General features: G+C 41.8%; 16 protein-coding genes and 1 other RNA gene. 13 read left to right on the top strand and 4 right to left on the bottom strand.

The window, feature by feature from the left end:
- Position 1: 1 nt before the first annotated feature.
- Positions 2-655 (top strand): endonuclease III, encoded by a 654-nt coding sequence (gene nth, locus ACP8HG_RS07945; protein ID WP_067210310.1) that lies wholly within the window; start codon positions 2-4, stop codon positions 653-655.
- The gene (locus ACP8HG_RS07940) at positions 645-992 is read left to right on the top strand and encodes a YpoC family protein (RefSeq protein WP_340742308.1); all 348 of its coding nucleotides are present in this window, start codon (positions 645-647) and stop codon (positions 990-992) included. Before nth ends, ACP8HG_RS07940 begins: the two co-directional genes overlap by 11 nt.
- A 55-nt stretch (positions 993-1,047) precedes the next feature.
- Here ACP8HG_RS07940 and ACP8HG_RS07935 read toward each other — a convergent pair whose 3' ends face one another.
- From ACP8HG_RS07935 to ACP8HG_RS07925, 3 genes are all read right to left on the bottom strand, one after another.
- On the bottom strand, positions 1,048-3,693 hold the full coding sequence (locus ACP8HG_RS07935; protein ID WP_438298462.1) for a transglycosylase domain-containing protein: 2,646 nt from the start codon (positions 3,691-3,693) through the stop codon (positions 1,048-1,050).
- Entirely contained in the window at positions 3,690-4,325 is a 636-nt protein-coding gene (recU, locus tag ACP8HG_RS07930; protein WP_067210303.1) for a Holliday junction resolvase RecU, read from the bottom strand. Before recU ends, ACP8HG_RS07935 begins: the two co-directional genes overlap by 4 nt.
- A gap of 369 nt (positions 4,326-4,694) precedes the next feature.
- Entirely contained in the window at positions 4,695-5,543 is an 849-nt protein-coding gene (locus tag ACP8HG_RS07925; RefSeq protein WP_067210300.1) for a DegV family protein, read from the bottom strand.
- Between the two features lie 825 nt (positions 5,544-6,368).
- Between ACP8HG_RS07925 and ACP8HG_RS07920 the strand changes: the two genes are divergently transcribed.
- The 8 genes from ACP8HG_RS07920 to ACP8HG_RS07885 all read left to right on the top strand — a co-directional run bounded on the left by ACP8HG_RS07920 (position 6,369) and on the right by ACP8HG_RS07885 (position 16,878).
- Positions 6,369-6,740: a YppE family protein gene (locus ACP8HG_RS07920; RefSeq protein WP_067210295.1), complete on the top strand. Its 372-nt coding sequence runs from the start codon at positions 6,369-6,371 to the stop codon at positions 6,738-6,740.
- The gene (locus tag ACP8HG_RS07915) at positions 6,737-9,019 is read left to right on the top strand and encodes a DEAD/DEAH box helicase (protein WP_438298461.1); all 2,283 of its coding nucleotides are present in this window, start codon (positions 6,737-6,739) and stop codon (positions 9,017-9,019) included. Before ACP8HG_RS07920 ends, ACP8HG_RS07915 begins: the two co-directional genes overlap by 4 nt.
- Positions 9,009-10,295 carry a ribonuclease H-like domain-containing protein gene (locus ACP8HG_RS07910; RefSeq protein WP_067210291.1) on the top strand — a complete coding sequence of 429 codons (1,287 nt, stop codon included), beginning with the start codon at positions 9,009-9,011 and terminating at the stop codon, positions 10,293-10,295. Before ACP8HG_RS07915 ends, ACP8HG_RS07910 begins: the two co-directional genes overlap by 11 nt.
- A gap of 81 nt (positions 10,296-10,376) precedes the next feature.
- A complete protein-coding gene (gene gpsB, locus ACP8HG_RS07905) occupies positions 10,377-10,673 on the top strand; it encodes a cell division regulator GpsB (protein ID WP_067210288.1) in 297 nt (98 codons plus the stop codon).
- Positions 10,674-10,721: 48 nt separating this feature from the next.
- Positions 10,722-11,106, top strand: an RNA gene (rnpB, locus tag ACP8HG_RS07900) — RNase P RNA component class B.
- A 170-nt stretch (positions 11,107-11,276) separates the two neighbouring features.
- Positions 11,277-12,404, top strand: a complete 1,128-nt coding sequence (locus tag ACP8HG_RS07895) for a THUMP domain-containing class I SAM-dependent RNA methyltransferase (protein ID WP_067210287.1) — start codon at positions 11,277-11,279, stop codon at positions 12,402-12,404.
- A 63-nt stretch (positions 12,405-12,467) separates the two neighbouring features.
- Positions 12,468-14,378 (top strand): ATP-dependent DNA helicase, encoded by a 1,911-nt coding sequence (locus tag ACP8HG_RS07890; protein ID WP_067210284.1) that lies wholly within the window; start codon positions 12,468-12,470, stop codon positions 14,376-14,378.
- 1,000 nt (positions 14,379-15,378) lie between these two features.
- Positions 15,379-16,878, top strand: coding sequence for a carboxypeptidase M32 (locus ACP8HG_RS07885; RefSeq protein ID WP_304626827.1), 1,500 nt, complete (start codon positions 15,379-15,381; stop codon positions 16,876-16,878).
- 61 nt (positions 16,879-16,939) lie between these two features.
- Here the strand turns inward: ACP8HG_RS07885 and ACP8HG_RS07880 are convergent, their stop codons facing one another.
- Positions 16,940-17,395, bottom strand: coding sequence for a chemotaxis protein CheX (locus ACP8HG_RS07880; RefSeq protein WP_067210278.1), 456 nt, complete (start codon positions 17,393-17,395; stop codon positions 16,940-16,942).
- 164 nt (positions 17,396-17,559) lie between these two features.
- Between ACP8HG_RS07880 and ACP8HG_RS07875 the strand changes: the two genes are divergently transcribed.
- Genes ACP8HG_RS07875 through ACP8HG_RS07865 form a run of 3 tightly spaced genes read left to right on the top strand, consistent with a single transcriptional unit; the run spans position 17,560 to position 22,581 of the window.
- Complete coding sequence (locus ACP8HG_RS07875; RefSeq protein WP_438298460.1) at positions 17,560-21,150, top strand: dynamin family protein; 3,591 nt, start codon at positions 17,560-17,562, stop codon at positions 21,148-21,150.
- Positions 21,151-21,972, top strand: a complete 822-nt coding sequence (locus ACP8HG_RS07870; RefSeq protein ID WP_187045108.1) for a sulfurtransferase — start codon at positions 21,151-21,153, stop codon at positions 21,970-21,972.
- Positions 21,973-21,990: 18 nt separating this feature from the next.
- Positions 21,991-22,581: a metallophosphoesterase family protein gene (locus tag ACP8HG_RS07865; RefSeq protein ID WP_187045107.1), complete on the top strand. Its 591-nt coding sequence runs from the start codon at positions 21,991-21,993 to the stop codon at positions 22,579-22,581.
- The last annotated feature ends 1 nt before the right edge of the window (position 22,582 follow it).

Raw genomic sequence — 22,582 nt, 5'->3', positions numbered from 1 at the left:
CATGCTGACAAAAAAACAATGGGAATTTTGCCTTGAACAATTTGGCGAAATGTTTCCAGATGCACATTGTGAACTGGTGCATGACAATCCTTTTGAATTGACAATAGCAACGCTGCTATCTGCCCAATGTACGGATGTTCTCGTGAATCGGGTGACGGCGGAGCTGTTTAAAAAATATAAAACACCTGAAGATTATCTAGCGGTTGATGTCGAGGAACTACAAACGGATATCAGGTCGATTGGATTATTCCGCAATAAGGCGAAAAATATTCAAGCCCTAAGTCAAATGCTTATTGATAATTTTGATGGGGAAGTACCGGCTAATCGTGACGTTATGATGACGTTACCAGGCGTTGGCCGAAAAACGGCGAATGTTGTCGTATCGAATGCATTTGGCATACCTGCTATTGCTATCGATACACATCTAGAGCGTGTAGCGAAGCGACTTGGTATGAACAGGTGGAAAGATTCAGTACTAGCTGTTGAAGAAAAAATCATGCGCTGGACACCAATGGAAAAATGGACAGATACGCATCATCAAATCATTTTTTTCGGAAGGTATCATTGTAAAGCGCAAAATCCCGGATGTAATGTTTGTCCACTCCTGCCGTTATGCAGGGAAGGGAAGAAGAGGATGAAAGCAAATGCCAAATGAAGTTAATCGTATAAGTAAGGAGCTACTGGCACCTTATTTTGATCAATGGGAAACAGTACGGGATCAAATTGAAGCTTTTTATGACCAAAAAGATCATCAAGCAGTTGAGTTGATGAATGTGGCGATTGACAATTATAGTGAATTACTTGAACAAGGTGGGAAAGTGTTAGATGACCGTATAGGAAAGGTTGTTTATACGTTACTTCCACTGAATGGCATAGAACGTTTCGAATTTGTGAAAGATAAAATAACGAGCCATTACGCTCATGTTCAACTGGATGCTCTATTTACAGAAACCAAAAAGAAAGTTGCCAGATTGGCGATACAAAAGAAATAAAAAAGCAGAAAGCGAAATGCTGATTAGGCATTTCGCTTTCTGCTTTTTAGTTTAGTTACGGGGAACCAGTACCGTCATCAGTAGTGGTTCCATCAGTCCCGGTTCCTGGTTCTGGTGGAACCGGGGTGCCGGTCCCATCATCGGGGGGCGTACCCTCGTTACCGCCATTACCATTGTTGCCGTTATTACCGTTATTACCGTTGTTGTCATTGTTACCGTTATTGCCGTTGTTCCAGTCGTTACCGTTATTGCCATTGTTCCAGTCTTCACCATCTGGGTTTTCAGTATCAATTTCTTCATCAGGTACTGGGACTTCTTCGGTAACCTCTTCAATCTGAACGGTCGTAGTAGCTGGACTACTAACTAAGTCGTCGAGTTTAGCAACGACGGAGAACGTATATTTCCGACCAGCTTCGGCTCCTGAGAATGTAACTGACGTGTCTGTTGTCGTTGTCATTTCTTGCATATCGCTACCATCCACACCCACTAATACGGTGAACTCTACATTGCCTATGATAGCTTCCGAAACTGGAGCATTATGGGACCAGTTTAAATCAATAGAACTCGTTTCTTCATTATATTGAGCAGCCAAACTATTTGGTGCTTCAAGTTCGATAATTTCTTCTTCAGCAACTTCTACGGGCGCAGTTCCTCTGACGAATAGTTCTGTACGCTTCCTATTGCTAGGTGTCGTCCGACTTGCTAAAACAAGTGGATTTGAACCGTATTCAATCGTCGCTTCCTCCACAGAGTCAGGTTTTTGGAACCGTGATGTATTTTTCCCAGCAGAAATGTCACTCATGACCATGCGAAACAGATTTTGTGGGACATACCTGCCTTTATCGAATGTAGTGATAGGTGTTGCATATTTCTCGTAACCACCCCATACGGCAATTGTGTAATCTGTCGTATAGCCAGCAAACCATGAATCGGGAACGTCTGAATTTTTCAAGCCGTTCTTTGTTATGATTTCAGATGGATAGTTTGTTGTCCCGGTTTTACCGGCAATATCCAGACCTGAAATAGCTGCTTTGGTTCCTGTTCCGGCTGTTAATACTTCACGTAAAATGTCCGTTACCATATATGCAGTCGAATCTTTCATGACTGTTTCTGATTTTGGTGTCATGTTAGGTGCTTTTTTTCCATCTCTAAAAATAATTTCCTTGATGGCATACGGTTTTGTGTAATTCCCACCGTTACCAAAGGCTGAATAGGCTCCTGCCATTTGAAGTGTAGAAAAATCATATTCTCCGCCGCCAAGTGCATTGGAAGAATTCAATTTATCAAACGGAAGTCCGAGCCCTTTCGCAAAAGCGCTTGCCTTTGCAGTTCCGACCTCTTCAAACACTTTTACTGCAGGAATGTTGCGGGATTTGTATAATGCTTCTCGAATTGTCATGGTCCCTTGATATTTACCGTCGACGTTCCGAATGGCTTTATCTGTCCCTTTATAGTTGTAAGGTTCATCTACGACCGTATTTCCTGTTGACCAGCTAAGGTTTTCGATGGCTGGGCCGTAAGAGAGAATCGGTTTAATCACCGATCCGGGTTGACGTTTTTGGTCTGTAGCAAAGTTCCAGTCCGTTCCAGAATAATTACGCCCTCCACCGACTGCAACGATTGCACCCGTTTTGGTATCAAGAACGGTCATTCCGGCTTGCATTTTTTCGGATTCATATAAATCGTTCGTATTTAATGCATTCTCCACAGATTGCTGAGCTGCAGGATCCAAATTCGTTTGAATTTTTACGCCTTCAGCAAGCAAGTGTGACATACCCGCTTCTTCCAATTCAGAGAGCACAAGATCGACATAAGCTGGGTATTTTGTGTTGCTAACCTGTCTTTTGTCGTCAGCCAGTAATGTTCCTGTGACTGGCATCGCCTGTGCTGCTTCCATTTCGACTTTAGTAATTTTTTTATGCTGGTACATTAGCCCAAGTACGATATTGCGTCGTTTTTTAGCACGAGCCGGGTTTTTATAAGGATTGTATCCGTTTGGACTTTGTGGAAGTCCTGCTAACATAGCGACTTCGTGTAGTTCAAGTTCATTCAGATTTTTACCATAAAAGTATTTTGAAGCTGTTCCAAATCCGTAGTTATTTCCGGACATCAGAATCTTATTAAAGTACATTTCAAAGATTTCTTCTTTTTCATACTTACGTTCAAGCTGGAAAGCGAGCCATGCTTCTTGTGCCTTCCTTTTTAACGTTTTCTCTTCTGACAGGAATGAGTTCTTAATGACCTGTTGGGTAAGTGTGCTCGCTCCTTGAGAACCGAAACCACTTCTAAAGTTCGCGATGACTGCACCACCAAGCCTCCAAAAATCCATCCCGTGGTGGGAATAGAAACGGACGTCTTCCGTTGCAAGTATTGCATCTTGCATCGGGTCCGGGATTTCAGCGTAGGGAACGAACTCCCTTTTTTCAGCGCCCGATTTCATGAAGACATCACCGTGGATATCAAGTAAATCAGATGATAAGGGGTCTTTTAAAAGGTTTTCGTCGAGATCAGGTGCAGAACTTGCATAAAAAGCGAATAAGCCCGCGCCGCCAACTAGTATGGCAACTCCGATGGCGACGATTGCCAGAACTATCTTCTTAATGATGCCTTTTCCCTTATTCGTCTTTTTACTTTTTTTCTTTGCGCGTTCTGCCTCAATGTTTTTCCGGCGTCCAGCTCTTGAATTTATATTATCGCTCATACATCTTCCTGCCTTTCAGTTGCATTGTTTGATGTCGTTGTCATAATAGACACCGCTTTTAAATAATCGAGCCTTGGATTGAAACGTGGTAGAATCTCCAAGGACATGGTCTCAAACTCTATAAGTGTGATCGATTTTCTTCCACCTTTTTTCATTCTTTCCCAATATTTCTCAAAATTATCATAAGGGACGATAAAATAGCGGTCAAGCGAAGTGAATTTGACAATGAAAAAAACAACTCCACCTTGCTTTGACACAGATTGCATATGTTCCACTTGATGGTCATGAATATTTTGCAATGGAAAAGATGTCGCACTCTTGGTTTCTTTTGCTTCGAAATCAATATAGTTCCCTTGCCATACTCCGTTAAAGTCAGTTGTAGACGGTGTCCTAAAATAGGCTTCGGTTATGACAGCGGCACTTCGCTCCGGATAATTCACGTTTACGACTTGGATTGGAACGGGTTTCTTATGGATGACAGCAATGCCGCGACTTAAATAGAACTCATTCGTTTCATTCAATTCATCTTCCAATGACTTCCCTCGGTTACTGAATGAAAGATCGACTTTTTTTTGATGGCCTATCTTCTGAATGGGTATATATTTCTTGCCGTTCGGATAGCGTATTGTCATAGGTATCACCTCGCATCTCACTATCATACCATATCAATTGGACGGATTAGTGCTCGGAAAGTTGCAATCTAATGTCCAGATATTGAACAAGCTTAAACCTATTCAATAAATCAGAAATAATTATTTATCATATAGGGCGTAAAAAATGTGGCGATATAGATAATGAAGGCTACTAATTAGGACAGCCGATAAGAGTAGAAAGGGGAGTGGATACAAGAAAGGGAACAAGGTATGTGAATAAAATGTAACGATAAAGCTGTTATATCATAGAAGAATGGACATCCAATTACAATCCAAAATAAGCCGATTGCCGACTAGTACAAGGCAGTCAGCTTATTATTTTCGTAAACATAATCTAGTTCCTACATTTTAATACCTCACCCAGCTTAGCCCAGTAGTACCTTCACCTGCATGTACGCCCACACAGACGCTGAGGGGGAGAACTTGTACTTTCAAGTTTGGGAATTCCTGCAATAGCTCTTCTTTCCAACTTTCAGCATTCATTACATTGTTACAGTGGATCACTGCGATTTCTGGGATGCTGCTATTTTCCATGTCGCTGCGCAGTAAATCTGTCACATTTATTTTAGCTCGTTTATTGGCACGAACTTTTTCTTTCATCACTGGTTTTCCATCTTCAAACGAGATGACCACTTTAATATTTAGCAAATTACTTAGAAATGCTTGTGTTCCAGAGACACGACCGCTTTTATGGAGCTGATTTAGATTAGCAGGTATGAAGGATAACTTGGAATTTTCTGTCATTTTTTTGATGGCTGCAACGACTTCTTTAATGTCATGTCCCTGTTCTAGTAGTTCATTGCCAATTTCAATCATTTTGATCATCGGATAGGAGCCGATTTTCGAGTCAATTGGATAGACCTTGAAGTCTACCATTTGTGCAGCTGTTTGCGAGCTATCAAATGTGCCGGATAGGCCGCTAGACACATGCAAGGCAATTGCGCAATCATAGCCTTGCTCCTGTAGTTTTTCATAAAGGGCAACCATTTCACCAATAGCGGGTTGGGATGTTTTGGGGGGATTTTTGGCAACACGTAATTTGTCGTAAAACTCTTCCTGTGTCATATCGACTGTTTCTTTAAAAACAACATCAGCAAATACGATACTCAATGGTAATATATGTACGTTATGTTTTCGTATAAAAGATTCGTCTAGTTGTGCAGCTGTATCAGTAATCCAAGCGATTTTCGTAGCCATTAACAAAGTTCTCCCTTAATGATGCATATTTTAACGTTGAAACAAGCTATCTATTATCGTTAATGTACCTTACACGTTAAAGGAGCACTAGTATTAGTTGTCATATAGAGAAGAAGTTTTAATTTCTGTGACATAATTTGAACATAATTATGATGTACACTTGTATCAAAGACGTTATTCTGCTGGGGAAAAGTGGAGATTACATTTAGTCCTGTTGAAAATTAACTATATAGATTGAGCTAAATGATTCCATTCAATAACGCTTCGGCGCTTCAGGGATGCCTTCCGCGATAAACTAAGGCACTGAAAAAGTACGATTTCCTTCAATCCCGTTGATTTCCGTTCCGAGCGGACGCTTTCCGCGGGCACGGCTTCAGCCAATCGAACAGCAGAGGGTTCGATTTGCCGTATTTCTGCGTTCTTTGCAGAAATTAAGGCATTCTTGCCCCGTGCTCCCAACGCTAGCGCTTTTGCTCGCAAGAGCCGTTCTTCGTAACGGCTCTTCCTGCGGGGTCTTCAGCTCGCGCTGTTCCCGCTGGAGTCGCCGCTCTTCACTACAATCAACTAGTTCTTACTATAAAAAAGAACTTTTTCAGTGCCCTCCCATAAGCCTGACAAGCTTCGCTGCCAGTCTTATGGTTCCAGCTGCCCCCTTGTAAGGCGCCTGCGCTCAGTTCATATGACGTATTCAATACTTCAACCTAAATAGCACTTTATCTAGTAATGAAGGATTAGTAATACCAAGGAATATACGTTCCTATGAATTTGGTGCATCTCGGTCATATCTGTTAAAATAAAAGAAACGTCCGGAAAGGGTGTATCATTATGAATCTACAACAAAAAACTGAAGCGCTACTTGCTGTTTGTAAGGAATGCTTCGAGCGCCATGCGCAGATGAGAGAACTCGATCGGGAACCCGACTTTTTCATAGAAGTAAAACCATATGCAGATCAATATCATACGTTGCTTGATGAATGGACAGAGGAAGTATCTGAATTCATCAAGACAGCCAAGCCGAAATATGTTCATCCAATTCAAATTGAAACACTGACTGACTCTATGAAGCAATTCATCGTCCAGTCATTTTATCAAAAGACAGGTAAAAAACGTTTTATCTTATCGATTAATTCAGCTGAATATACGTTAAAAACAATTTTGGACGCACTACGTCTTGAACAAGAAGGCGATGTACGATGATAAAGAAGAAAGCGGTTCACGAAGTGTTAGAAAAACTGCGCACTGACGCCTCTTTTTCCGCTAACGTCATCCATACTAAAACGATTGCTGAGAAAGAAGCAATCTACGCCGAATTTCCGGGAAAACTCCATCCATCGATTATTAAAGCACTTGCATCCAAAGGAATTGATAAATTATATAGCCATCAAAGAGAAGCCTTCGACCTGGCATCATCCGGAAATTCTATTACCGCCGTTACACCGACAGCTTCCGGAAAATCCCTTTGCTATCATTTACCTGTTATGCAAAGTATCCTCGAAGATGATACATCGAGAGCCATTTATTTGTTTCCAACAAAAGCACTGGCCCAAGATCAGCTGGCGGACCTCCATGAGCTGATTGAAGCGAGTGGGGAAACCATCCTCAGTTATACATACGACGGGGATACTGCACCTGGCTTGCGTTCTAAGGTTAGAAAGTCGGGTCATATCGTGCTGACAAATCCCGATATGCTGCATTCAGGTATCTTGCCACATCATACAAAATGGGTGTCGTTATTCGAGAACTTAAAATACATCATCATCGATGAATTGCATACGTACAAAGGTGTTTTCGGCAGTCATGTCGCACATGTGCTGCGAAGGTTGAAACGAATCTGCAACTATTATGGCAGTGATCCAGTGTTCATCTGCACATCTGCGACAATTGCAAATCCGCAAGAACTAGCGGAGTCGTTGATAAATGAGGACGTTCAAGTAATCATCAAAAATGGAGCACCCGCCGGAAAGAGACATTTTGTCTTCTATAATCCACCGGTCGTTCATCCAACGTTTGGTATTCGAAGAAGTGCTGTACTTGAAGTGCGAGATATCGCCGCGCTTTTATACCGGGAAGGCATCCAAACGATTATCTTTGCAAAAAGCCGAGTACGAGTTGAAATGCTTGTCACGTATATGAAAGCATTGACGAAAAAGAAACTGTTCGATGAAACAGTAATGGGCTATAGGGGAGGTTACCTACCTTCAGAACGCCGGAAAATTGAAAAAGGGCTTCGGGATGGAGCTATCCGTACGGTTGTTAGTACGAATGCACTTGAACTTGGCATTGATATCGGGCAACTACAAGCGTGTATTATGACGGGTTACCCGGGAAATATTGCGAGTGCATTTCAACAGGCAGGGCGTGCGGGAAGACGGCAAGATGAGGCGCTCATTATTTACGTCGCCCAATCCCTGGCTCTCGATCAATATATTATTGAACACCCTGATTATCTTCTTGGCCAATCACCGGAAGAAGCACGGATTCATCCGGATAATATGTTTATCTTAATGGATCATCTTAAATGTGCTTCATTTGAGCTGCCATTTTCTTCGACAGAAACATATGGTGAATTTGACGTACAAGAATTACTCGCGTTCCTTGAAAGCGAAGGAGTTTTGATAAAGACTACAGACAAATGGCATTGGATGACAGACAGTTTTCCAGCAAGTGAAGTGAGTCTTCGCTCTGCAACACAGGAAAACGTCATCATTATTGATAAAACGTATCCAAAAGAAACGAAGGTCATAGGGGAGATGGATCGTTTTAGTGCGATGACGCTCCTCCATGAAGAAGCAATTTATATCCATCAAGGAACCCAGTTCCAAGTTGAGCAATTGGATTGGGATGAAAAGAAAGCCTATGTCACAGAAGTCGATGTCGATTACTTCACGGATGCCAATCTTGCAGTGGAACTGAAAGTGATGAATGAAGATATCGCCGAACAGTTCGGAGATAACAAGGCCGCTTATGGTGATATCGCTGTACTTGCAATCCCGACGATTTTCAAGAAAATCAGATTCGATACACATGATAATATCGGTTCTGGTCCGATTTCATTACCCGCAGAAGAATTACATACGTCTTCCACGTGGTACACATTCGACATACCTGAAGGATGGACGGGCGCTGGACTGACGGATGCGATGACGGGTGCAGCCTATGCGATCCAGTCATTTATCCCGTTATTCGTCCGCTGCGATAAAACGGATATCCATGTTGTGCCGCAAGTGAAAGCTGTTCATACCGGAAAGCCAACTATTTTCATTTACGACAGTTATCCAGGCGGAATAGGTCTGAGTGAAAAGATTTTTGAACGGTGGGATGAGCTGTTGCAAAAAGCAGCCGATCATGTGTCCACCTGTCGCTGCGAGTCGGGTTGTCCGGTTTGTATCGGTGCGCAAGAAGCTGGTATGGGCATGAAACGGGATGTCGGATCCCTTCTTAAGACGCTAGCGGGAGGGGAAAGAAATGTCATATGAACAGAAACTGATGCAAATGAAGAAGTTGTTGAAAAAAACAACTTCTAAAGTGGTAGCTGAAGATGTGCCAGAAGTTGTAAAACCCGTTGCAAAAGTACCTGTCTATGAACAGCAGTGGCTGGACGCGGGTTTGACAAAAGCCGTAAATAAACATGGCATCGTCTATAAACGCATTGTTGAATACGACACTGACCATCAGCACGGAAATATTATTCTTTCGGGTTTGAAGTCAACGATCGATAAATGGAAGAAGTCCGGTGAAGTGCATCCACTGTCTCCGGATTTTTCAAAACCGCTTGTTTTCTTTGATACAGAAACGACAGGTTTAAAAGGAGCAGGTACACTGATATTCCTCATGGGGTTCATTGAACAGACGGCATCATCTTTTAAAATGACGCAGTATGTCCTTCCGGGTCCTGATCACGAAGCGGCATTCCTTTATGCAACTGGATTATGGGAAAAGCCGTCGACACTCGTTACGTATAATGGCAAAAGTTTTGATATCCCAATGGTGGAAACACGATGGACGATGAACCGTAAAGAATTACCGCCACTTCTCAAGCATACCCAAATCGATTTGTTGCATGGTTCCAGACGTATTTGGAAAGGTGAGATGGCAACGTTTCGACTACCTGCAATTGAGGAGGAACAACTTGGTTTCTTCCGACAAGGAGATATCCCAGGGCATATGGCGCCAATCATCTACCAAGATGCTGTTAAGAATGGTCGCGCGGAACTATTAATGAAAGTTCTCGTCCATAATGAATGGGATATCCTTTCACTAGTTGCGCTTTATATACGGTCAACCGATTTGCTATTGAAAAGCGATGTCCGAGAATCGGCCGTGACCCATACGAATATTGGGAAATGGTTTGGTGATTTAAAGTCGCATGACCGTAGTAAACAAATCTTTGAAAGTGTCATTGCCGAGTATGGGATCAATCATCCCGCGACACATTTTCACTTCGGGTTCATCTTGAAAAAGGAACAGGCTTACGAGGACGCAGTCTCTTCATTCAAGATAGCGGCAACAGGTCTTACCGGACGTGAACGAATTATCGCATTAGAGGAATTAGCGAAGCTTTACGAGCATAAGCTGAAAGAGTTAAACAAGGCATTAGACTCCACGAAAGAGGCGATTAAGCTCCTGAAGGCGGATTCCTACTTGGCGGAAAGATTTCGGGCACGTTCGAGAAATGATTTCTTGAAAAGGGAAATAAGGATAACTAGAAAATTATTTCCCAGGCAAGCGCACGAAGCGACAAAAAACGGTTGAAAGTCGGCTTTAGTAAGACAAAGTCGGACAATATATGTTATAATCAACGGTATGTAAACAGAGACGGAAGGGCGATTTTTCATGGACACTAAATTGGATACAAAAACGATTCTTGAGAAGGAATTCAAAACGGGCCTTCGCGGCTATAATCAGGAAGAAGTAGATCTCTTCCTTGATGATATTATTCATGACTATGAAGCTTTTAAAAAGACGATTACAGAATTGCGTACCGAAAATGAACGCATGCAAAGAGAACTTGAATCTGCACAAAAACGCCCTGCGGCTGGAAGTGCTGGAACAACGAACTTTGATATATTGAAGCGAATTTCAAATCTGGAAAAGCATGTTTTCGGAAGTAAACTCTTCGACCAAGAATAATATATTGTAAATGAAACATAAGTACGGTATACTAAAAATATCATAGTGGAATTTAGGTAATCGCTGCAACATCCTATGTTGTAGAGGAAAGTCCATGCTCACACGGATCTGAGATGACCGTAGTGTTCGTGCTCGGCGAAAGAATAAGCCGTGGCTTCGCGTATAACGCGTTGACGGCGGGAATAAATCCTAAGTCTTCGGATATGGATGAGGTTCCCTGAACAGTGCCACAGTGACGTAGCTGTCTCGGAAACGGGGCAGATGGAACGCGGTAAACCCCACGAGTGAGAAACCCAAACTATGGTAGGGGCACTCTTCCGAGGGAAATGAACTGTAGGAAGAGACAGGTGTATACCTGTAGATAGATGATTACCACCCTAAGTACGAGGCGTGAGCCGTTTGAGTACACGGGAACAAAACATGGCTTATCGAATTTCCTATGGTATTATTTTTAAATTGATTGCTCTCCAATAAGATGGGGAGCTTTTCTTTTGGAGAATTAAAGTGTGAAAAAAATATGGTTATATTGGCAATACTATAAAAAGTTAACCCTTGATGAATTCATGGAAATGATTGATGGTATAGAATTGGAGTTGGAAATGCATGACTGAATTTAAACTAGTGGCAACATCTGCAATGGGGCTTGAATCACTTGTGGCAGATGAAGTAAAAGCTCTTGGTTATAAAACGACTTCGGAAAATGGGAAGATTTATTTCCAGGGCGATGAATTGGCGATTGCAAAAACGAATCTATGGCTCCGAGTAGCGGACCGTGTTCGTATTGTTGCAGGTGAATTCGAAGCTACGACGTTCGATGATTTATTTGAACAGACAAAAGCGATTCCATGGGAACGTTTTTTGCCAGTTGACGCAGAGTTTCCAGTTGCGGGTAAATCAGTGAAATCTACTTTGTACAGCGTGCCTGATTGCCAGGCCATTGTAAAAAAAGCGATTGTTGAACGCTTGAAGATTGCTTATAAACGAATTGGTTTCTTTGATGAATCAGGTCCTTTATTCAAATTGGAAGTATCGATTTTAAAAGATAAAGTAACATTAACGATCGATTCAAGTGGAACGGGACTACATAAACGCGGATATCGACTTGCACAAGGGGATGCACCGTTGAAAGAGACACTTGCAGCAGCGCTTGTGAAAGTGTCACGTTGGAATCCAAATCGTCCTTTCGTTGACCCGTTTTGTGGTTCAGGTACAATCGCAATTGAAGCTGCGATGATCGGGCAAAACATTGCACCTGGATACAATCGTGAATTTTTAAGTGAAGAGTGGCCATGGATCAATAAAAATATTTGGGATCAAGTTCGTGAAGAAGCGGAAGACCTCGCAAAATACGACCAACCACTTGATATTTCAGGATTTGATTATGATCCCCGAATGATTAAAGTGGCACAAGAGAATGCGGCAGGAGCTGGATTCATGGATTTGATCAAGTTCCAAACATGTGACGTGCGGGACTTGACGTTAGAGGGCTTGAACGGAGTTATGGTGGGGAATCCGCCATACGGTGAACGTCTTGGTGAGGTAGAAGAGGCTGAAGAAATTACGCAGGAACTTGGCCGTATAATGAAAAACTATCCATCATGGTCTGTTTATATGTTGTCTTCATTGGAAAATTATGAAAAAATGTACGGACATAGAGCAACGAAGAAAAGGAAATTATTCAATGGTTTTATTCGTACTGATTTGTATCAGTTCTGGGGCCAACGTCAATAATTGATAGAATGCGGAAGAGGGAAACTCCTCTTCCTTTTGCATGTAATAAGGAAGGGGTAAACGATGAAGAGCAAGATGCCATTCCCGTTATCAAAAGATAAATCGTTCTATGAGTCACTGAACGACTGGATAGGGGATACGTTATACGATGAACTGACTGAAAAAGGATTTGAATGCCGTGATGAACAAATCTATATGGCGTTCCAAATTGAACAAGCACTGAAAGAAAAGAAAGTTCTTTTTGCGGAAGCGGGTGTAGGGACAGGTAAAACAATTGCTTATCTACTTCCTGCAATCGCTTATGCTCGCTATACTGGCAAACCGGCTCTCATTTCATGTGCGGATGAGACACTGATTGACCAGCTTGTAAAAGAAGACGGTGATATCCGGAAAATTAGTGAAGCGCTCGGTCTTGATATCGATGTTCGACTTGCTAAATCACGTGACCAATATTTATGCTTGAAACGATTGGAAGAGGCGGGTAATACGATTGACGAAGACTATGTTGATGTTGTGGCAGATGAACTACCTGAATTCGTTTACGGTTCCGGTTCATTGCAATCGATTTTTCCTTACGGAGAACGTTCGGATTATCCAAATTTAAGTGATGAAGAGTGGAAAACAGTGAACTTCCATCCCATCCAGCAATGTGCTGCGTGTGATGTTCGTAATCGATGTGGTCAGACAATTCACCGAAATCATTATCGCGAATCGGTCGAACTCGTTATTTGTTCTCACGATTTTTATATGGAGCATATTTGGACAAAAGAATCCCGTAAAAGACAGGGACAATTACCATTATTACCAGAACCGTCAATGATTGTCTTCGACGAAGGCCATCTTCTTGAGTATTCGGCTCAGCGTGCTTTGACGTATGAGGTACAAAATAGTACATTGCTAAATCTGCTTGAACGAATTATGGTCGATGGAATAAGAGAGTCGACACTTCAACTGATGGAGCGCCTAATTGATTCGCATGAAGCATTTTTTAAATTACTCGATGCGCTTGCGGATACAACGGAGAATGAACGGAAAGCGATTGAGAAAACACCTGAACTTCTGGCAATTGGAAAAGAGGTTGTGAAAATCTCGAATGCGCTTCTTGAAGAATTTGTTTTTGAAGGTGAACTCTATATCATTCCGGCATATGATTTGAGAATGGTCGAGGAATATCTGGATCAATACATTTACTCAATGGACCTCTTCACCTCTCAAAATGATGCAGTCGACTGGCTTGAAGGTCGCGAAGGCGAATCCACACTGGTTATCATGCCACGTCTAGTGACGGACATTTTAAGAGAGAAACTGTTTTCATCCAACACGCCAATCGTCTTTTCATCCGCTACATTATCAGTCGGTGAAACGTTTACTTATTTGGCAGATGGTCTTGGTATCCAAGATTACTTGTCATTCTCAGTGGAATCTCCATTTGATTATGATGAAGTGATGGAAGTATTTGCGACGGATGTAGAAGCCGGTGGCAAAGCGAAGCGAGCGCTTGAACTTTTAGAAGATGGAGAGCAAACACTGATTCTCTTCAAGTCAGAACGAGCGATGAACCATTTCAAAGAGCGCGTTCCTAGCGAGTGGCAAGACCGTATCGCTTTCGAAGGTGAACGAGAATTGTCTTCTATCGTGCGTGACTTCCAACAGAAGAAAGTACCTGTTTTATGCTCTTATCACTTATGGGAAGGGCTCGACATTCCCCAAGATGCATTGACACGCGTCATTATTTACGATTTGCCATTACCACCATCGGACCCGTTGTTCGACGCGAGACGTCAGCACGCTAAGGATCCTTTCCGTGAAGTAGACTTACCATTCATGCTACTAAGGCTACGCCAAGGTGCAGGACGACTCATACGGACGTCAGCCGATTCTGGAACAGTACATCTTTTACTAGAAGGTAAAGAACAGGAAATGAAAGCTGAAATTGAAAGTATTTTCCCTGTTAAAATGAAAATGACAGTTTAATTATAATTTGTAAGGCCCTCCTAGTAATATTGGGAGGCCTTTTTGTATTTCTGAGGGAAACGCTATTATTTAGGACTGTCCAGCTCGTGCTGTTTATACAAGAAATGTATAAATGTTGTGAAGGACAATAAATAAAAAACACTTATTAAGGGTCTGAATAGGTCCTATAAAAAAGATTCAGTCATGCACATATAATTTGGGGTTCTACATTAACTCACATGTGTTGATTAACCAAAAACAACCCGTAAATAACTTAATCAAACAGCAGGCGCTTCATGTACATTATATTTGGATCGCTTTGGATTGAACGGGCTCTATACGATTATCGAGATTTCTTGATGTTTAGGGATGTGACTTCATCGCATCCCTAAACATCTTTTTCGATAATCGTATGGTGCTTATTCATCCGTCGCTCTCCAAATGTATACGTACGCAAAGTGCTTAAACCGGAACGAAAGAATAGCGGAACTTTTTATTTGGATAATAGCCGCCAAAGATACAATTTTGGCGGCTGAAGTCTTCTCCATAGTCTTGTCTTTTTTAGTTAAGGAAGAGTCACTTTCTTATAGTACATCGCATGATAATACGCGTAATCTTTACTAAAAGTAAGCAAGGAACACCTAGTACAAAGTACTAGAGTGCCCGAAATTGTATCTTCGGGCACTTACAACCTTTATAAAGAGTCATCTACTCTTTTTTTCAAAAGTAGCTGTATTTTTCACTTAAACGTTGTAGCCGCACTCGCCCCTCGGTAAAGTTGTCATGACTATTTCGCTGAAAGCGGACCGGAAATGATCAAGTTAAAATGGCGTTTTTCAAGCCTTTCTTACCTGCTTTTTATGCAAGAAAATGGTTAATCAGCAGACGTGACATTAGCTAATTGTTTTATTTCAGCATAGTTTAATTACTGAAATAAAACTGATCTCCTACTAGGAGACTATATGAGTTGCCCGAATTATGTTAAAATAAAGACCAGTATAGTAAGTAAGGGGGAATGGATATGTCTACAGAAGAGAATTTCGTAGCTTTGCTAAAGAAAATGAGTGCATACTCAGAAGCCGTTTCAATCATGTATTGGGATATGCGTACGGGCGCACCGAAAAAAGGCATTCCGGCAAGATCGGAAGCGGTCGGTACATTATCGACAGAACTATTTAAATTGAGTGTCTCAGAGGAAATGGGTGGCTATCTCGAGGAACTAGGCAATAGGAAAGACACACTTAACCCGATTTTGTTGAAAACAGTTGAAGAAGTAAAAAAAGAATATGACTTAAGCAAAAAAATTCCGGCGGAGGAGTACCGTGAATTTGTCGTTCTGACTTCTCAATCGGAATCAGCATGGGAAGAAGCGAAAGAGAAAGCTGATTTTGACATGTTCCTTCCATATCTTGAGAAAATCGTGGCAACGACTAAAAAGTTCATTGGCTATTGGGGAGAAAAAGATGGCAATCCGTACAATACATTGCTCGATCAATATGAACCGGGGATGACAACAGACATCATCGATGAAGTTTTCGGCCAATTGAAAGAGACAATCGTGCCACTTGTGAAGAAAATTTCAGAATCAGGTAACCAACCCGATACGTCATTTTTATTCAAAAAATTTCCGAAAGAAAATCAGAAAGCATTCAGTCATGAGATATTGAAGCAACTTGGTTATGACTTCGATGCAGGTCGATTGGATGAAACCGTTCATCCATTTGCCACAGGCATCAATATAGGGGATGTCCGAATTACGACGAAGTACGATGAAAATGATTTCCGTTCCGCCGTTTTTGGAACAATTCATGAATGTGGACATGCACTTTACGAACAAAATATTGATTTAGAACTTGAAGGATTACCAGTTGCAGATGGTACTTCGATGGGGATTCATGAATCGCAGTCATTATTCTATGAACAGTTTGTCGGACATAATGAAAACTTTTGGACGTATAATTTTGATTTATTAAAGAGCCAATCACCTGAACAGTTTGAAGGCGTAGCGCTCGAAGATTTCCTTTGTGCAATCAATGTGTCAAAACCATCGCTTATTCGGATTGAAGCAGATGAACTGACGTACCCACTTCACATTATGATTCGTTATGAAATTGAAAAAGGGATTTTTAACGGCGATTATGAAGTGGTAGACCTTCCTGAAATTTGGAATGATAAATATGAGGAATACCTGGGTATCCGTCCAAAAAATAACGGTGAAGGTATTTTACAAGACGTTCACTGGGCTGGCGGATCCTTCGGTTATTTCCCGTCATATGCACTTGGCTATATGTACGCAGCTCAATTGAAAGTGGCAATGTTAAAAGACCTACCTAATTTTGATGAACTTTGTGGAAATGGTGATTTTGGCCCGATTCTTGACTGGTTAACTGAACATGTTCACAAATACGGCAAGATGAAACTGCCACTTGAAATTATTAAAGATACGACAGGTGAAGGATTGAACGCCAAATATTTAGCCGATTACTTATCTGAAAAATACACGAAGTTATATAACTTATAAAAAGTAAAAACAGTCCCGTGAACCCGAAATAATCCAGGGAGGGGACTGTTTTTAGTGAACTTTAATTTTCATCAATTGTTAATAGGACAGTCAACATTCCGCCGCCGTCGATCTTGACTGGCAATTTAAATGCCTGTTTGAAGCCATAAAATTTCGTTGTTCCCGTCATCACGGTAGGGGGGGAAATATCAAGGATGAGGCCGTCTTTTTCGAGTATTGTACATAAGTTTCCAGCAACCATATTGCCAAGCTCGCCTGTGAATGATTCAATCATTTCACCTTCGATTGACATGCCAAACATTGCTTGTCCAATCGTATTAATGGCGTCTAAAGATGCATCAATGATAAGCCTTCCTTTTATGCCTCCGACAAGTCCAATTAAGACGCTTATCTCTTTTTGTTCATACGGTTGAACTGTAATCGACGGAGCAAGGACATCCAATTTGACCGGAATAACAGTTGATAGTGAAGAGATTGTCCCATTTAAAATCATTTGTACATTCTTCGAAGTGCTCATTTTAGCTTCCGCCTTTCTGAAATATAACGATAGGTCGATTATATCATGACGAAAGGTAGAATAAACAAAAAACGACAAAATATGCACAGAAAAATTTGTTGATAATTCGAACGCCGATAAATGGTATGATAAAAAGAGCAATTGACGAAGGGATCGAAAGATAAATGCCAGAATTAGATAACTTATTACAACAAGCCGCGACATACGGCCTAGTTTTTCAAAAAAATGATGATGAAGACCGCTTTAAGAAAACGGCGTTATTCGCCAAAAAACTCATAGATAAAGAATATACGATTGGATTTTCCGGTCATTTTTCCGCCGGTAAATCGTCGATGATCAATGCGTTGACTGGCCAAGACTTACTGCCGTCAAGCCCGATTCCGACAAGTGCTAACATTGTGAAAGTGCGGAAAACTGAAACGGATTTTGCTATTATCCATCATACGGACGGTACCGCAGTGAAATACGGCGGGCACGGATTTCCGGCTGCCGTTAAGTCGTTTAGTAAGGATGGTGCGGCCGTTTCACTCGTTGAAATTGGTCATACGGAATCGAATTTACCAGAAGGAATTACCGTTATGGATACACCCGGTGTGGACTCAACGGATGATGCACATCGTCTTTCGACAGAATCCGCACTGCATCTCGCGGATCTCGTCTTCTACACGATGGATTACAATCATGTGCAATCGGAATTGAATTTCCGTTTCACGAAAGAATTGATGCGTTACAACGATAACGTTTATTTGATTATCAACCAAATTGATAAACACCGTGACAGTGAGTTACCATTTGTGGAGTTCAAAAAATCGGTTGAGGATTCATTTAAAATGTGGGGTGTCGTACCGAAAGGGATTTTTTATACCTCATTGAAAGATTTAACGCACCCGCATAATGATTTTAGTGCCGTGAAAGCGATTGTTGATGGGTCGATGGAAAACTGGCAAGAACGATTCGTCGACAATGCTGAGATGACGTTAGTAAAACTGAAGGATGAGCATAGCCAATTCTTGTCTGATGAAATAGTGGAACGAAAAAACACATTCTCCGAGATTGTTTTAGAAGATGAATGGACAAAGCAAGTTGAGCTTCAAGAAGAGGCTTTAGAATCTAAAAAAATGCTGAAGCTTCTCTCGGGGGATGCATTTTCTTTAACATTTGAAAAAGAACGAAATGACCTATTGCAAGGGGCGGCAATTACACCATATGAAACACGTGAACTGCTGAAAAACTATTTGGAATCGCTGTCGTCTAGATTTAAAGTTGGTATTTTGTTCGGTGCGAAAAAGACGGCGGAAGAAAAGGCACGAAGGAAAGATGCACTTGCTGACAATATGGGCAAACTTGTTCATGCCCAAATTGAAGTCCATCTAAAGACGCTTATGAAAAAATCGTTGAAAGAAGCGGGGATTTTAACGGATGAGCAATCACTAGTGATTGACGAAATCAACTTAACGATCCCATTTTCTGATATAGAAAAAGAGTTTAATGTATCTGATACCATAACTGGCGACACCGTCCTCAACTATTCTGAACGCATGAGAACAACGATTCAAGCCACATTTAGACGAATGACCGAGGATTGGAAACACGCAATGTCCGAAATTGCATTAGTAGCGGGGAATGACAACGCTGGTATTCTTGAACAAAAAGTGTACCGATTGGATGAGAAGTTACATGCAATCCAACAGGTAAGTGAAGTGGAAGCTCAATTGGCAAATCTCGAACATGAAATTATAGGCTCGACTGCGGAAGTCAATGCACTTCTTCAACAGTGGAAAGTACAGAAAACGCTACAATTAGTCGAATACAACGAAGCGGAAGAAGTACTTATCCTAGAGAATACCTCTGACCACACGGCAGAAGTCGAGCAAGTTCAGCGAGAAGTAGCTACTTTGGATTCAGATTCAGTGGTTAAGCACGCTATTCGTATCGCGAATTCGGTTGAAGCGATTCCAGGTTTTATGGAAACAGCAGACTACCTTCGAAAAAAAGCTGACCGACTAGATGGGCAAGAATTCACTGTTGCACTATTCGGTGCGTTTAGTGCAGGGAAATCATCTTTTTCCAATGCATTAATTGGTGAAAATGTCTTACCGGTTTCTCCAAATCCAACTACTGCAGCCATCAATCGAATACGTCCGATTTCAGTGGGAAAAGAAGATAAAACGGCCGATATTTTATTGAAAACAACAGACCGGATGACAGAAGATGTTTTCCGCTCTTTTGAAGCACTTGGTGTTGGCGCAACATCGTTGACTGATGCTTTTCAAAAAGCAGATGATGCACTAAATACAGAATTGACGGATGAGAGTCTCCATATCCATAAAGCATTTATTGCCGCATTCAAGAGAGGGTATCCTCTTTATCATGAAGCACTTGGCACAATTATTAAGGTCGGGCAGGAAGAATTCGTTAAATTTGTTGCTGAAGAAGACCGAAGCTGTTTCGTCGAATCAATTGACTTCTACTATGATTGTGAATTGACTAGGAAAGGAATCACCCTCGTTGACACACCAGGGGCCGACTCCATTAATGCGCGTCATACCGATGTTGCATTTGAATATATCCGAAATGCGGATGCGATTCTTTTCATCACGTATTATAATCATGCATTTGCGAGGGCAGACAGGGAGTTCCTAGTCCAGCTTGGTCGAGTGAAGGATGCTTTCGAGCTTGATAAGATGTTTTTTGTTGTCAATGCAATTGACCTTGCATCTGACGCGGAAGAGGCGGAAGCAGTTAAAACGTTCGTAGGGGATGAACTACGGAAGTTTGGTATCCGTAATCCTAGAGTTCATGGCATTTCAAGTTTGCAGGCACTCGAGGCGAAAGTGGATAATCGGATGGATCCATTTATGGCGCCTTTTGAAGAAGAATTCCATCATTTCCTTGAACACGATCTAAAAGGACTTGCTGTTCAGGCACTCGAAGAAGAGGCGTTAAAAACGATTGAACGACTCTCGTCACTTATTAGCCGGACAGAAACGAATCGAACTCGTAAGGCAGAAAGATTGGACGAATTGAACAAACTTGAAGGAGAAGTGCGTCAACATTTCGCACATAAGTTTACACAAGTGCTAACAAAAGCGACTCATGATGAACTAAGCGAACTTGTCTATTACATTTTACAACGTGTATTTTTACGTTTTGGTGATTTCTTCAAAGAGGCATACAGTCCATCTGTTTTCGTTAACAATTCAGCAGACCGGGCATTGAATGGTGCACTCGCTGAAACCGTGCAGATGATTGGATTTGATTTGACACAAGAGCTTAAGGTGACAAATTTACGGATGCTAAACTTCATGAAAAAGCAGTTGACAAATCGGCAGCGTTTAGAAATTTCGGGGTTATATGAAAAAGATAACTCCATAGCACCTTCACCGTATGAACCACAAGATGCTGATATGTTGTCTTTCGGAGCTCCATACACTGATTCTAATAAATATAGAAGTGTCAACCGATTGTTCAAAAATCAGAAAGCATTCTTCGAAAAGGGAGAGCGCGATATCTTGAAAGCACGACTGGAAGAATTATTGAAGACAGATGCATCAATCTATCTTGGGCTTGAAAAAGAACTGCTTGAAAAGTGGGCAGACCGTTGGATTGACAGTGAAGCGGAAGGGCTTAGACAGCACTTGTTGAAAGAGAGTTTGAATCAGATTGCCTCTGAGCGAACACTTCTTCAAGGAACGGAACAACTAAGCGAATGGCGTACAGTATATGAGAAACTACAAACTGAGGAGTGGGTTTGATTGGCTACCGTTTTTGTTTCGATAAAAGATATTGATCATGCTAAATTCAAATGGGTAGATACACGTTTTTCATTGCAAGATGCGGATGAAGGCAAGCAGAAATACACAAAAAGCCATGTAACAGGGGCAGTTTACTGGGATCTCGAACATGATTTGTCCGACATGACGAAATCGGAAGGAAGACATCCGATGCCAGAGAAGGCGACTTTGACCGAGCTCTTCAGAACGAGTGGACTTTCAATTGACGACCAAATCATCGTTTATGATGACGGTGGAAGCCCTTTTGCAACTCGTGCTTGGTGGCTATTGCAATATGCTGGATTTAACAATTCATATATCGCACTTGAAGGATTCCAGGCAATGAAAGAAGCGGGTTTACCTTTAGATAATCGTCCACCGGAGCCACTGAGGACTTCAGTTACTCCTCAGTGGGATGAAACAATCTATGCCCCTAGAGAGCACGTTGAAGAAACAGTGGCTGGAAAAACAGCGAGTGTCCTGCTAGATGCCCGCTCAGCAGAGAGATACCGGGGGGAGAAGGAACCAATAGACCCGATCGCTGGACGGATTCCAGGAGCGCTAAACTTTGACTGGGAGCAATTAAAAAAAGGAGGCGCCTTCAATTTGGATGGTGCTGTAAGAGAGCAATTGCATACTGTGGTGGAACCGGCAGAAGAAGTAACGGTTTATTGTGGTAGCGGTGTAACAGCAGCCCCATTATATGCTTTACTCAAACACAATGGCTATGAGAAGGCCCGTCTGTATGTCGGAAGCTATAGCGACTGGATATCACAACAAGGGGTCAAAGTCGAAAAAGATTGACTTTCAGGAGGCTTATAAATGCATTATGCACTTCTTGGTGACATACATTCCTCTAAAGAGGATTTAGAAAAAGTACTCATGGATATTTCGGAGAAGTATCCCGAAGCAGTCCGTGTCGGGACGGGCGATCTGTTTGAATGCATAATTAGTAAAAAGAATATTACTGATCAGAAGTTTACGAAACTTAAAGACGTTATGATCATTCCAGAAGGGTTTACCGAGCTATTAACATTCTTGTCGGTTAGCGGCAATCAGGAAGACCGAATAATGATGATTACAGAAACAGACGATCCGCTTCGAGAAAAACTGGGCACTATGCCGGAAATGCTGGACATTGCGACGGCTAAAATAATCCATGGTCATCAGTGGAAATGGGGCGGTGAACCGTGGGCGCTTATTCAAGCGGACGTGGATGAATCTCCCGTGTTTTATGGGCATAGTCATACGTCCAAATTATCCCGAAATGGTGTGAATGAAGCAATTGAATTTGGAATTCCATATGATGTAAGTGGTGACAAGGTCCTCGTGAATGTAGGGGCAGTCGTCATTGATCGAGAATGGGCGCTGTATAATGTATCGGAGAATACGGTTACTTTTATGAAAGCCTAAC

Origin of the sequence: Sporosarcina sp. FA15 (genome assembly GCF_051550195.1) — a bacterium.
Classification (GTDB): Bacteria; Bacillota; Bacilli; order Bacillales_A; family Planococcaceae; genus Sporosarcina; species Sporosarcina psychrophila.
This window is presented reverse-complemented; position numbering and strand designations above follow the sequence as displayed.